This window comes from Streptomyces sp. NPDC104581, from assembly GCF_055583685.1.
Map to the genome: position 1 here is coordinate 88,227 of NZ_JBVJNN010000024.1, position 13,838 is coordinate 102,064.

Sequence of the window (13,838 nt, forward strand, 5' to 3'; positions counted from 1 at the left end):
GAGCCTCGGTTAGCATGAGAATTCAATAGGGTGGCGTGACAACGGCTCTACCAGGCCTCTGTACCCTCTGAGCGGCGACCGATGCCGGGCCCTTACCCACCGGGCCAGATTTCAAATTCAGCGAGGAGCGAACCGCGTGACCGCCGAGACGTCCGTGCCGTCCAGTGCGCTGCTGACAGCAGATCGTGACGGTTCCAACTACACCGCGCGGCACCTGCTCGTCCTTGAAGGGCTCGAAGCGGTCCGGAAACGTCCCGGCATGTACATCGGGTCGACCGACAGCCGCGGTCTCATGCACTGCCTCTGGGAGATCATCGACAACTCGGTCGACGAGGCCCTCGGCGGTTACTGCGACCGCATCGACGTCACGCTCCACGAGGACGGCTCCGTCGAGGTCAGGGACAACGGCCGCGGTATCCCCGTCGACGTCGAGCCGAAGACCGGCCTGTCCGGCATCGAGGTCGTCATGACGAAGCTGCACGCGGGCGGCAAGTTCGGCGGCGGCTCCTACGCGGCCTCCGGCGGTCTGCACGGCGTGGGCGCCTCCGTCGTCAACGCGCTCTCCTCCCGGCTGGACATCGAGGTCGACCGCAACAGCGCCACGCACGCGATCAGCTTCCGCCGTGGCGTCCCCGGCATCTTCACGGAGTCGGGCCCCGACGCCCCCTTCGACCCGGCGAACGGGCTGCTGAAGGGCAAGCGGGTGCCCAAGACGCGCACCGGGACGCGGACCCGCTACTGGGCCGACCGGCAGATCTTCCTCAAGGACGCCCGGCTGTCGCTGGAGACCCTGCACCAGCGCGCCCGCCAGACCGCGTTCCTCGTCCCGGGGCTGACCATCGTCGTGCGCGACGAGCGGGCGGCCGGCGAGAGCGAGGGCGAGGGCACGATCGAGGAGACGTTCCGCTACGACGGCGGGATCAGCGAGTACTGCGAGTACCTGGCGCAGGACAAGGCCGTCTGCGACGTGCTGCGGCTGACCGGACAGGGCGCCTTCAAGGAGACCGTGCCCGTCCTGGACGACCGCGGGCACATGACGCCCACCGAGGTCACCCGCGAGCTGGGCGTCGACATCGCCCTGCGCTGGGGCACCGGCTACGACACCACAATGCGCTCCTACGTCAACATCATCGCCACCCCCAAGGGCGGCACCCACATGACGGGCTTCGAGCGCGCGGTGACCAAGACCGTCAACGAGGCGCTGCGCTCGGCGAAGCTCCTGCGTGTCGCCGAGGACGACGTCGTCAAGGACGACGCCCTGGAAGGTCTCACGGCCGTGGTGACGGTGCGTCTCGCCGAGCCCCAGTTCGAAGGGCAGACCAAGGAGATCCTGGGGACGTCGGCGGCCAACCGGATCGTCGCCAACGTCGTCTCCAAGGAGCTCAAGGAGTTCCTGACCTCGACCAAGCGTGACGCCAAGGCGCAGGCCCGCGCCGTGCTGGAGAAGGCCGTCGCCGCCGCCCGTACGCGTATCGCCGCCCGCCAGCACAAGGAGGCCCAGCGCAGGAAGACGGCGCTGGAGACCTCCTCGCTGCCCGCCAAGCTCGCCGACTGCCGCAGCGACGACGTGGAGCGCAGCGAGCTGTTCATCGTCGAGGGCGACTCGGCGCTCGGTACGGCCAAGCTCGCCCGGAACAGCGAGTTCCAGGCGCTGCTGCCGATCCGCGGCAAGATCCTCAACGTCCAGAAGTCGTCCGTCTCCGACATGCTGAAGAACGCCGAGTGCGGCGCGATCATCCAGGTCATAGGAGCGGGGTCGGGCCGGACGTTCGACATCGACGCCGCCCGCTACGGCAAGATCGTGCTGCTCGTGGACGCCGATGTCGACGGCGCCCACATCCGCTGTCTGCTGCTGACGCTGTTCCAGCGCTACATGCGCCCGATGGTGGAGGCCGGCCGGGTCTTCGCCGCCGTCCCGCCCCTGCACCGGGTGGAGCTGGTGCAGCCCAAGAAGGGCCAGGACAAGTACGTGTACACGTACTCGGACAACGAGCTGCGGCAGACGCTCCTGGAGTTCCAGCGCAAGAACGTGCGCTACAAGGACTCCATCCAGCGCTACAAGGGCCTCGGCGAGATGGACGCCGACCAGCTGGCCGAGACCACGATGGACCCGCGCCACCGCACGCTGCGGCGGATCAACATCGGGGACCTCGAATCGTCCGAGCAGATCTTCGACCTGCTCATGGGCAACGAGGTCGCGCCGCGCAAGGAGTTCATCACCAGCTCGGCCGCGACGCTGGACCGCGCCCGGATCGACGTCTGATCCACTCCCGCACGGCTCCGGGCTCCACCCACGGGTGGAGCCCGGAGCCGTTTCCGTCTCCCCCCGGGAGGGGATCCGGCGGGCCGCCCGGATCCGTAGCATTCCTGCCGGGAGAGAGGGTTCGTCCATGCAGATCGGCGCGGTGACCGGGTGGCCGAGCGGGGAGGCGCTGACCCGCGTGGGGGTGCCGCGCGTCAGGACGGCGCTCGACTGCCTGCTGGCCGGCGGGCTGGTCGGCTGGCTGTTCGCCACCGCGTACACCGCCGACGTCTTCCACGGCTGGCGGGCGGTGCTGCCCGTGCTGGGCATGCTCTGCTTCGGGACGGCCGTCGTGTTCCTGTACCGGTGGACCGTCCGGAGACGGCTGTTCCCCTCGCTGGGGCTGTTCCTCGTGATCGCGCTGCTGGGCGCGGCCGCGAGCGCGGCGGGGGCCGAGGGCACGGCCGCGCTGCTCTGGATCCTGGGAGCCGTCATCGCGGTGGAGAGACTGCCGCCCGCGGCGGCCCTGGGCGTCTGGGCCGTGCTCTCCGCGATCCTCGCGCTGTCGAACACCGAGGCGCTCACGGAGGTGGCGATCACGATGGGTGCCGTGCTGCTCGGCGGCTGGACGCTGCGGCTCGACGCGCAGGCGCGCGGGGCCGGGTTCCGGCTGCTGGCGCAGGAGCGTGCCGCGCGGGCGGCCGAGGCCGAGTCGGCCGCGCTGGCCGAGCGGGCCAGGATCGCCCGCGAGATCCACGACGTGCTGGCCCACAGCCTCTCCGCGCAGCTCGTTCACCTGGAGGCGGCGCGCCTCCAGATCGAGGGCGGGTACGACCGCGAGCAGGTGCTGCGGCGCGTGGTGGAGGCACGGAGCATGGCCCGGCAGGGTCTGGCGGAGACACGCCAGGCGCTCTCCGCCCTCCGCGGCCGGCTGGTGCCCGTCGAGGACTATCTGCGGGAGCTGGCGGTCGACGGGGTACGGACCGAGGTCGTCGGGGAGCCCCGGCTGCTGCCGACGGACGCCTCGCAGGCGGTACGGCGCGTCGCGCAGGAGGCACTGACGAACGCGCGCAAGCACGCGCCCGGAGCGGGCGTCACGGTGCGGCTGGAGTACGCGCGTGACGCGGTGACCCTGGAGGTACGGGACGAGGGCACGGACGCGCCGGGAACCGAACTCGGCGCCTCCGGCTCCGGGTACGGTCTCCTGGGGATGCGGGAGCGCGCCGAACTGCTGGGCGGAACTCTGGAGGCCGGACCCGCGGCCTCCTTGGAAGGCGGCGCCGGCGGAGCCCCGTACGGCTCCGGACCGCCGGACCGGACCGAGGGGAAGGGCTTCACCGTGCGTCTGCGAGTGCCCGTATGACGGCCCGGGTGATCGTGGCCGACGACCAGGCCGTGGTGCGCGAGGGCATCGTCATGCTCCTCGGGCTGCTGCCCGGCATCGAGGTCGTCGGCGCCGCGAAGGACGGCGAGGAGGCGGTCGCCCTCACTGGTGAACTCGCCCCCGACGTCGTGCTGATGGACCTCCGGATGCCGCGCTGCGACGGCGTCGAGGCGACCCGCCGGATCCGCGAGCGCTATCCGGCGACCCAGATCGTGGTGCTCACCACCTACGCCGACGACGACTCGCTCTTCCCCGCCCTGCGGGCGGGCGCGCGCGGCTATCTCACCAAGGACGCGGGCGGCGACGAGATCGTCCGGGCCGTCCAGGACATCATGGCCGGGGACGCCGGGCTCGCCCCCACCGTGCAGCGGCGGCTGCTGGAGCGGGTCAGCGAGGTCACCCCCGTACCCGTGCGCGAGTCGCCGCCCGACGGGCTCACCGCTCGTGAGGCCGAGGTGCTGTCCCTGGTCGCGGAGGGCTTCTCCAACAAGGAGATCGCCGGGCGGCTGCACATCGGGGCGGCCACCGTGAAGACCCACATCAACAACATCTTCGCCAAGGCCGGGGTGCGCGACCGGGCGCAGGCGGTGCGCTACGCCTATCAGCACGGACTCATCCGGCCAACCGGGACGAACATCACCTGATGGGGTGAAGCCCGGGGGAGAAGAGTCCGGGATCTTCCCATTCCGCCCATCCTTGGGGCGCGGCCGAAACGGTCCGCTGACAAGGAGAGTTGACCGGTGGAGAAGCAGGAACGGCGCGGCGCCGCGACAGTGCGGACCGACGACCCCTGGTACGACGCCCTGGCATCCGGCTGGGGCGAACTGGACGGCACGGGTACGCCGACGACGCCTGTCGTGCCCGCGCCCGCCACGGCGACGGCCGCGACTCATGCCGGTGGCGGTGCCGGTGCGGGCGGCGCGGCGGCGGAGCGGGGGCCCGGCGCCGCGGACATCTATCTGGAGGTCCAGCACAGCGCGGCCTTCCAGGAGGTGCGCGCCCGCTACCGACGGTTCGTCTTCCCGGCCACCGCCGCCTTCCTGATCTGGTACCTGGCGTACGTCGTCGCCGCGACCACGGCGCCGGACCTGATGGCGCGCCCGGTGGTGGGGGCCGTGAACGTGGCGATGGCCGCCGGTCTCGGACAGTTCCTCAGCACCTTCCTGCTGACCTGGGCGTACTCACGCCACGCCCGGCTGCACCGCGATCGGGACGCGCTCGATCTGCGCTGGAGCGTCTTCGACCTCACGAGGTCGCGGGAGCTCGCCACGGCGCGGGAGTCCGGGGCGCCGGCCGGGCCCGGTACGGCGCGGGCGGGGGAGCGGCGGCGATGAGCGGCGACCACCAGACCCTGGCACTGCTGCTGTTCAGCGTGTTCGTCGCGGTCACCCTCGGTATCACCACCTGGGTGAGCCGCGACCGGCAGGGCTCGGCGGAGGAGTTCTACACCGGCGGACGCCGCCTCTCCCCCATGGAGAACGGTTTCGCCATCGCCGGCGACTACATGTCGGCCGCCTCCTTCCTCGGTATCTCCGGCCTCATCGCCCTCGTCGGCTACGACGGCATGCTCTACTCCGTCGGCTTCCTCGTCGCCTGGCTGGTCGTCCTGCTGCTGGTGGCCGAACTCGTCCGCAACTGCGGCCGGTTCACCCTGGCCGACGTCGTCGACACCCGGATGCGCGAGCGCCCCGTCAGGATCGCGGCGGGCACCTCCTCCGTCGCCGTCTCCGTGTTCTATCTGGTGGCGCAGATGGTCGGGGCGGGCAGTCTGGTCGCACTGCTGCTCGGGGGGACGAGCGAGGCCGTGCGCGCCTGGACGGTGATCGGCGTGGGCGCGCTGATGGTCGTCTATGTGACGCTCGGCGGGATGCGGGCCACCACCTGGATCCAGATCGTCAAGGCGGTGCTGCTGATGGCCGGCACGGTCGCCCTGACCGTGCTCGTCCTGATCCGTTTCCACGGCGACCTCGACGCGCTGCTCACGACCGCCGCCGAACGCAGCGGTCACGGCGAGGAGTTCCTGTCACCGGGCCTCGCCTACGGCGGTGGCTGGACCGCGCGGTTCGACTTCATCAGCCTGGGGCTCGCCCTGGTGCTCGGTACGGCCGGGCTGCCGCACATCCTCTCCCGCTTCTACACCGTGCCGACCGCCCGCGCCGCCCGCCGGTCCGTCGTCTGGTCCATCGGGCTCATCGGGAGCTTCTACCTGATGACGATCGTGCTCGGCTTCGGCGCCGCCGCCGTGGTCGGCACCGCCGAGGTCCGCGCGTCGAGCGCGGCGGGGAACACGGCGGTACCGCTGCTCGCCCTGGACCTGGGCGGCGGCGAGGGGTCCACCGGCGGGACGGTGCTGTTCGCCGTGGTCGCCGCCGTCGCCTTCGCGACGATCCTCGCCGTCGTCGCCGGTATCACCCTCGCCTCGTCGGCCTCGGTCGCGCACGATCTCTACGCCTCCCTCAAGAGGCCGCAGGCCGGCTCCCGCTCCGGATCCCGCGCCGAGCCGCGCGGTGAGGTCGCCGTCGCCCGGTTCGCCGCCGCGGGTATCGGCGCCGTGGCCATCGCGCTCGGACTGCTCGCCCGCGACCTCAACGTCGCCTTCCTGGTGGGGCTCGCGTTCGCCGTCGCCGCCTCGGCCAATCTTCCGGTGCTGCTCTACTCGCTGTTCTGGCGGAAGTTCACCACGCGCGGAGCGGTCTGGTCCGTGTACGGCGGGCTGGTCCCGGCGGTGCTGCTGGTGGTGTTCTCCCCCGTCGTGTCGGGGAGTCCGGAGGCGATCCTCCCGGGCGTCGACTTCCAGGTCTTCCCGCTCCAGAACCCGGGCCTGGTCTCGATCCCGCTCGGCTTCCTGGCGGGCTGGATCGGAACGGTCCTCTTCCGTGAAGGCGCGGACGAGGCCCGGCACGCGGAGTCCGAGGTGCGTTCACTCACCGGCGCGGGAGCGGTCTGAGCGGGAGCCGGTCCGAGCTGGATCCGGTCCGTGCGGGATCTGCCCCGGGCGGGGCGGTCCCGGACCGCCCGTACGGCTCAGCCGCTCGTCGCCCACGCGTACCGGTGCTCCGGGCGGCCCGTCTCGCCGTACCGGAGGCTGAGCCGGACCCGCCCCGCCCGCTCCAGCAGTTTGAGATACCGCTGCGCCGTCTGCCGGCTCATCCCGGCGCTTTCGGCGATCTCGTGCGCGGACAGCGGCCCTTCGGCGCCGAGCAGCACCTGGCGCACCACCTCCGCGGTGCTCGGCGAGTGCCCCTTGGGCAGTTCGGGCGCGGCGGACGCCGACAGCGCGCCGAACATCCGGTCCACATCGGCCTGTTCGGCCTCACCGCCGCTCTCCAGCGTGCGGCGCAGCGTCGCGTACGCCTCCAGCTTGGTGCGCAGCCCGGCGAAGTTGAACGGCTTGACCAGGTACTGGAGCGCCCCGTGGCGCATCGCCGACTGGACGGTGGCGACGTCGCGCGCGGCGGTCACCATGATCACGTCGGTGCGGTGGCCGAGTCCGCGCAGCTCCCGCACCACCGAGAGCCCGTCGCGGTCGGGCAGATAGTGGTCGAGAAGGATCAGGTCGACGGGCCGCTCGGTGAGCCGGCTGAGCGCCTCCGCTCCCGAGTGCGCCTTGGCGACGACGCGGAATCCCGCCACCTTCGCCACATAGGCGGTGTTGATGTCGGCGACCCGGATGTCGTCGTCCACGACCAGTACGTCGATCATCGTGTCTCCCATGGGGTGGCGGTCCCGGCCGGATCGCGGACGGCGTCGTCCGCCGGCGCGGCGTCCCGTGTGACGCGCTCGGTGTCGGCGAGTGCCTCGGGCAGGACGACGGTGAACTCGGCGCCCCCGTCGGCGGATTCGGTGACGCGGGCGCTGCCGCCCTGGCGTTCGGCGAGCCGGCGCACCATGGCGAGGCCGAGTCCGCGCCGGCCGTGGGTCGGCAGTTCCTTCGTCGTCCAGCCTTCGGTGAAGACCAGTTCGCGCTGTTCCGGCGGGACACCCGGGCCGCTGTCGGAGATCCGCAGGACGACCGTACGGCCCTCGGCCCGTACCTCCACCTCGATGCGCGGGTCCTCGGAGCCGGCCGCAGCGTCCAGCGCGTTGTCCACGAGATTGCCCAGGACCGTGACGAGCCCCTGCGGGTCGACGAGCCGGTCGGGCAGCAGGGTGGCCGGCGAGATGCGCAGCGAGACGCCGCGCTCGGCGGCGACGGTGGCCTTGCCGACCAGCAGCGCGGCCGGCAGCGGGTCGTGGATCCGCTCGGTGACCTGCTCGGCGGTGGACCGGTGCACACCGACGACCTCGGTCACGAATTCCACCGCCTCGTCGTGCATCTCCAGCTCCAGCAGGCCCAGCAGGGTGTGCATCCGGTTGGCGTGCTCGTGGTCCTGCGCGCGCAGCGCGTCGATCAGTCCGCGGGTGGCGTCCAGTTCCCGGCCGAGCTGTTCCAGCTCGGTGCGGTCACGGAGGGTGGCGACGGCGCCGCCGTCGTCCGTCGGCATCCGGTTGGCGATGAGCACCCGGGCGCCGCTCACGGTCAGCAGGTCCTCGCCGGCCACCCGGCCGGCCAGTACGTCGGTGGTGCGGCCCGGTCCGAGGACCACGTCGAGGGGCTGTCCGGTGGCCTCGGGCCCGAGGCCGAGCAGCCGCTGCGCCTCGTCGTTCATCAGCCGGATCCGTCCCGCCCCGTCGAGTGCGATCACTCCCTCGCGCAGGCTGTGCAGCATGGCCTCGCGCTCCGCCAGCAGCGCCGAGATGTCGGAGAAGGCCAGGTCATGGGTCTGGCGCTGAAGGCGTCTGGAGATCAGGAAGGCCGCCAGCGCGCCGACGGCCAGGGCGCCGCCCGCGTACGCGAGCAGTCCGGGGATCGTCGCGAGCAGACGTTCGCGGACGCTGTCGTACGCGATCCCCACGGACACGGCGCCGACGATCCGCCCCGTCTCGTCGCGCAGCGGGACCTTGCCGCGCGCCGAGCGGCCGAGGGTGCCGCTGTCTATCTCCATGACGTCGTGGCCGGCGATCGCCTCACTGGGATCGGTGGAGACGACCCTGCCGATCTGGCCGGTGTCGGTGTGTGACCAGCGCACCCCGCGTCTGTCCATGATCACGACGTACTCGGCGCCGGTCGCCCGTCTGATGCGTTCGGCCTCCGCCTGCACCGGGCCGCCCACCGAGGGCCGTGACGCCAGCAGTGCGTCCGCCACCGGCTCCGACGCCGTCGTCTCGGCGATCGCGAGTGCCCTGCGCATCGCCTGGTCGTCGAGCTGGTCGCTCAGGGGCCGCAGGAAAAGACCCGTGGCGAGCACGGCGGTGCCCGCGGCGATGGCGAGCTGCATCAGCAGCACCTGGGAGAAGACGCGCCGTGGCCAGCCGAATCGCCGTCGTCGCGGCGGGGGCGTCGGTCCGGCGTTCATGTCTAGGAACGGTAGACGGCGCAGGTGCCTTTCTGAAATTTCCAGATTTACGCAAATGGCTTACGTGGCTTGCGGCCCGCTTGCGGAGTGCTGGGCATCCACCGCAAAGCTGACTGATAGGGGCCGGTGGGTCCGTCTTGAGTGTCTTCGAGCCAGAGAACGGCCGAGTTGGTTCTGTCGCACTGGTGGACGCTCTCGCATTTCTCTGCAACTCTCTGACCGCACAACGCAAAAGATCCTGCTCCGCAGTGCAGAAACGCTAGTCGCACCAGCCAGGTGGCACCAGCCATGCAGACAGAGCCGCGCCTCGCCGCGCCCCGCGCCGAGGCCGAAGATCGGGGACACATGAGATCTCACCGATGGAGATGGCGGGCGATCTCCGCCGCGCTCACCACCAGTCTCCTGATGGTCGGCGTGCCGTCGCTCACCGCTTCGGCGGCCGACGGCCCCAACATCGCCGCGGGCGCCACCGCGGCGGCGAGCAGCGCGTCGGCCGACCACTCCGCCCGGATGGTCGCCGACGGCGACCGGTCGACGTACTGGCAGGGCTCCGGCAAGAGCCTCCCCCAATGGGTCCAGACCGATCTGGGCTCCGCCGCCCGGATCGACCAGGTGACGCTGAAGCTCCCCGCGCACTGGGAGACCAGGCGGCAGACCCTCGCCGTCCAGGGCAGCGCGGACGGCACCAGCTTCTCGACACTGAAGACCTCCGCCTCGTACACCTTCAGCCCGGGCAAGGCCAACGAGGTCACGGTCTCGTTCCCCGCCACCCGGACCCGGTACGTGCGCGTGAACATCACGAAGAACTCCGTCGCCTCCGCGGGCCAGCTCGCCGAGCTCCAGGTCCACAAGGCCGCCGCGGCGTCGGTGAACCTCGCCGCCGGGCGCACGCTCACCGAGAGCAGCCACACCGAGGTCTACGCGGCGGCCAACGCCAACGACGGCAACAAGGCCAGCTACTGGGAGAGCCGCAACGGCGCCTTCCCGCAGTGGCTCCAGGCCGACCTCGGCTCGTCCGTGCGCGTCAACAGCGTCGTACTGAAACTCCCCGACGGCTGGGAGGCCCGGAGCCAGACGCTCAAGATCCAGGGCAGCACCAACGGCACCGGCTTCACCGATCTGACGGCGTCCAGGGCTTACCAGTTCGCGCCCGGCTCCGGCAACACCGTGACGATCCCCTTCGACGCGACCACCACACGCCACGTACGGGTCCTGGTCACCGCCAACTCCGCGCAGCCCGGCGCCCAGGTGTCCGAGCTGGAGATCTACGGCCCCGAGACGGGGGACACCCAGGCCCCGACCGCGCCCACCGAGCTGGCGTTCACCGAGCCCGCCTCCGGTCAGATCAGGCTGACCTGGAAGGCGTCGACCGACAACACCGCGGTCACCGGCTACGACGTCTACGCCGACAACGTGCTGCGCACCAGCGTCGCCGGCAACGTCACCACCTTCACCGACACCCAGCCCGGCAACGCGGAGGTCTCGTACTTCGTACGGGCCAAGGACGCCGCCGGCAACGTGTCGGGCAACAGCAACACCGTCACCCGTAAGCCCGCGGGCGGCGACACCCAGGCGCCGACCGCGCCCACCGGCCTCGCCCACACCACGCCCTCGTCCACCCAGGTCAGGCTCACCTGGCAGGCGTCCAGCGACAACACGGCGGTCACCGGCTACGAGATCCACGCCAACAACGTGCTGCGCGACACCGTCGCGGGCAACGTCCTGACCTTCACCGACACCCAGCCGGCCGGTACCACGGTCTCGTACTTCGTACGGGCCAGGGACGCGGCGGGCAACCGGTCGGGCAACAGCAACACGGTGACACGCACCGGCAGCAGCGGCTCGGTCTCCAACCTGGCCGTCGGCAAGCCGATCAGCGCCTCCTCCGTGGTCCACACGTTCGTCGCGGCCAACGCCAACGACAACTCGACGTCGACCTACTGGGAAGGCGCCGGGGGCAGTTACCCCAACACACTGACCGTGAAGCTGGGCGCCAACGCCTCCACCGAGAGCGTCGTCGTCAAGCTCAACCCGGACAGCGGCTGGGGACCGCGCACCCAGAACATCCAGGTGCTGGGCCGCGAGCAGAACGCCACGGCGTTCACCAGCCTGGCCGCCGCGAAGGACTACGCGTTCAGCCCGGCCTCCGGGAACCAGGTGACCATCCCGGTCTCCGCGAACGTCGCGGACGTGCAGCTCAGATTCACCTCCAACACCGGTGCCGGCGCGGGCCAGGTGGCCGAGTTCCAGGTGCTCGGCGAGCCGGCACCCAACCCCGACCTCCAGGTCACGGCCCTGACCGCCAGTCCCGCCGAGCCGGTCGAGTCCAACCCGGTCACCCTGACGGCGACGGTGCGCAACAACGGCACGGTCGCCGCCGCGGCCAGCTCGCTGGAGTTCCGTCTCGGGGACTCCAAGGTCGGCACGGCGGCGGTGGGCACCCTCGCCCCCGGCGCGTCGGCCAACGTCAGCGCCGCGATCGGGCCGCGCGACGCGGGCTCCTACGAACTCAGCGCGGTCGCCGACGTGGCGAACGCGGTGATCGAGCAGAACGAGACCAACAACACCTACACCGCCCCGGCCCCGCTGGTGGTGAAGCCGGTCGCCAGCTCCGACCTGGTGGCGACGGTCGGCACCTCCCCGTCCGCCCCGGCGGCCGGGGACACGGTCAACTTCTCCGTCACGGTCAAGAACCAGGGCACGGTCGCCTCCGCGGGCGGCAGCCACGGCATCACCCTGACCGTGCTCAACTCCGAGGGCGCCACGGTGCGGACCCTCACCGGCGCGCACACCGGGGTCATCGCCGCGGGCGCCACCACGGCGCCGGTGTCGCTCGGCACCTGGACCGCGGCCAACGGCTCGTACACGGTGAAGGTGGTGCTCGCGGACGACGCCAACGAGGTGCCGGTCAAGCGAGAGAACAACACCAGCACCCAGTCGCTGTTCGTGGGCCGCGGCGCCAACATGCCCTTCGACATGTACGAGGCCGAGGACGGCGCCACCGGCGGCGGCGCCACGAAGGTCGGACCCAACAGGACCGTCGGTGACATCGCGGGCGAGGCGTCCGGCCGCAGGGCCGTCAACCTCGACGCCACCGGCGAGTACGTCGAGTTCACCACCCGGGCCAGCACCAACACCCTGGTGACCCGCTTCTCCATCCCCGACTCGGCGGGCGGCGGGGGCATCAACTCCACGCTCAACGTCTATGTGGACGGCGTCTTCCTCAAGGCGATCGACCTCACGTCGAAGTACGCCTGGCTGTACGGCGCCGAGGCGGGACCGGGCAACTCCCCGGGTCAGGGCGCGCCCCGTCACATCTACGACGAGGCGAACACGATGCTGGGCAAGACCGTCCCGGCCGGCAGCAAGATCAAGCTCCAGAAGGACTCGGCCAACACCACCACCTACGCGATCGACTTCATCAGCCTGGAGCAGGTCGCGCCGACCGCCAACCCGGACCCCGCCACCTACACGGTCCCCGCCGGATTCACCCACCAGGACGTGCAGAACGCCCTGGACCGGGTCCGGATGGACAGCACCGGCACCCTGAAGGGTGTCTACCTGCCCGCCGGTGACTACCAGACGGCCAGCAAGTTCCAGGTGTACGGCAAGCCCGTGCAGGTGGTCGGCGCCGGTCCCTGGTACAGCAGGTTCCACGCCCCATCGACGCAGGACAACACCGACATCGGCTTCCGGGCCGAGGCCGCGGCGGCGGGTTCGTCGTTCAGGAACTTCGCGTACTTCGGCAACTACACCTCGCGCATCGACGGTCCGGGCAAGGTGTTCGACTTCTCGAACGTGCGCGACATCGAGATCGACAACATCTGGAACGAGCACATGGTGTGCCTCTACTGGGGCGCGAACACCGATGACATGACCATCAAGAACTCCCGTATCCGCAACATGTTCGCCGACGGCATCAACATGACCAACGGCAGCACCGGCAACCTCGTGACCAACAACGAGGCGCGGGCCACGGGAGACGACAGCTTCGCGCTGTTCTCGGCGATCGACGCCGGCGGCGCGGACATGAAGGACAACGTCTACGAGAACCTGACGTCGATCCTGACCTGGCGCGCGGCGGGTGTGGCCGTCTACGGCGGCTTCAACAACACCTTCCGCAACATCCATATCGCGGACACGCTCGTGTACTCGGGCATCACGGTCAGCTCGCTGGACTTCGGCTACCCGATGAACGGCTTCGGGACCGAACCCACGACGATCGAGAACGTGTCGATCGTGCGGGCCGGCGGCCACTTCTGGGGCGCGCAGACGTTCCCCGGCATCTGGCTGTTCTCCGCGTCGAAGGTGTTCCAGGGCATCCGGATCAACAACGTGGACATCGTCGACCCGACGTACAGCGGGGTCATGTTCCAGACCAACTACGTGGGAGGACAACCACAGTTCCCGATCAAGGACACGATCCTCAGCGACATCTCGATCACCGGTGCGAAGAAGAGCGGTGACGCCTACGATGCCAAGTCGGGCTTCGGGCTGTGGGCGAACGAGATGCCGGAGGCGGGGCAGGGTCCCGCGGTCGGTGAGGTCACCTTCAACGGTCTGAGGATGAGCGGCAACGCTCTGGACGTGAAGAACACCACGCCCAACTTCAAGATCCATATCAACCCGTAGCGGCGGGCACGCCGCCGTGGGGGGGGGGGGGGGGGGGGGGGGGGGGGGGGGGGGGGGGGGGGGGGGGGGGGGGGGGGGGGGGGGGGGGGGGGGGGGGGGGGGGGGTGGGTGGGGGGGGGGGGGGGGGGGGGGGGGGGGTGGGGGGAGGGGGGGGGGGGGGGGGAGGGGGGGGGGGGGGGAAGGT

The 13,838-nt window shown here is 70.9% G+C and carries 8 protein-coding genes; 6 read left to right on the top strand and 2 right to left on the bottom strand.

Features of this window, described 5'->3' with window-relative positions:
• Positions 1-136: 136 nt before the first annotated feature.
• The 5 genes from ACZ61E_RS20825 to ACZ61E_RS20845 all read left to right on the top strand — a co-directional run bounded on the left by ACZ61E_RS20825 (position 137) and on the right by ACZ61E_RS20845 (position 6,573).
• A complete protein-coding gene (locus ACZ61E_RS20825; RefSeq protein ID WP_469701319.1) occupies positions 137-2,263 on the top strand; it encodes a DNA gyrase/topoisomerase IV subunit B in 2,127 nt (708 codons plus the stop codon).
• 127 nt (positions 2,264-2,390) lie between these two features.
• Positions 2,391-3,605 carry a sensor histidine kinase gene (locus tag ACZ61E_RS20830; RefSeq protein ID WP_469701320.1) on the top strand — a complete coding sequence of 405 codons (1,215 nt, stop codon included), beginning with the start codon at positions 2,391-2,393 and terminating at the stop codon, positions 3,603-3,605.
• The gene (locus tag ACZ61E_RS20835; RefSeq protein WP_469701321.1) at positions 3,602-4,270 is read left to right on the top strand and encodes a response regulator transcription factor; all 669 of its coding nucleotides are present in this window, start codon (positions 3,602-3,604) and stop codon (positions 4,268-4,270) included. The genes ACZ61E_RS20830 and ACZ61E_RS20835 overlap by 4 nt, the downstream gene beginning before the upstream one ends.
• A 96-nt stretch (positions 4,271-4,366) precedes the next feature.
• Positions 4,367-4,960 carry a DUF485 domain-containing protein gene (locus tag ACZ61E_RS20840; RefSeq protein ID WP_469701322.1) on the top strand — a complete coding sequence of 198 codons (594 nt, stop codon included), beginning with the start codon at positions 4,367-4,369 and terminating at the stop codon, positions 4,958-4,960.
• A complete protein-coding gene (locus ACZ61E_RS20845) occupies positions 4,957-6,573 on the top strand; it encodes a solute symporter family protein (RefSeq protein WP_469701323.1) in 1,617 nt (538 codons plus the stop codon). Before ACZ61E_RS20840 ends, ACZ61E_RS20845 begins: the two co-directional genes overlap by 4 nt.
• Positions 6,574-6,650: 77 nt before the next feature.
• Here the strand turns inward: ACZ61E_RS20845 and ACZ61E_RS20850 are convergent, their stop codons facing one another.
• Positions 6,651-7,328 carry a response regulator gene (locus tag ACZ61E_RS20850; RefSeq protein ID WP_469701331.1) on the bottom strand — a complete coding sequence of 226 codons (678 nt, stop codon included), beginning with the start codon at positions 7,326-7,328 and terminating at the stop codon, positions 6,651-6,653.
• Positions 7,325-9,022, bottom strand: coding sequence for a sensor histidine kinase (locus ACZ61E_RS20855; protein WP_469701324.1), 1,698 nt, complete (start codon positions 9,020-9,022; stop codon positions 7,325-7,327). Before ACZ61E_RS20855 ends, ACZ61E_RS20850 begins: the two co-directional genes overlap by 4 nt.
• 345 nt (positions 9,023-9,367) lie before the next feature.
• Here ACZ61E_RS20855 and ACZ61E_RS20860 point away from each other — a divergent pair, with 345 nt between their 5' ends.
• On the top strand, positions 9,368-13,654 hold the full coding sequence (locus ACZ61E_RS20860; RefSeq protein ID WP_469701325.1) for a galactose-binding domain-containing protein: 4,287 nt from the start codon (positions 9,368-9,370) through the stop codon (positions 13,652-13,654).
• Positions 13,655-13,838 lie beyond the last annotated feature (184 nt).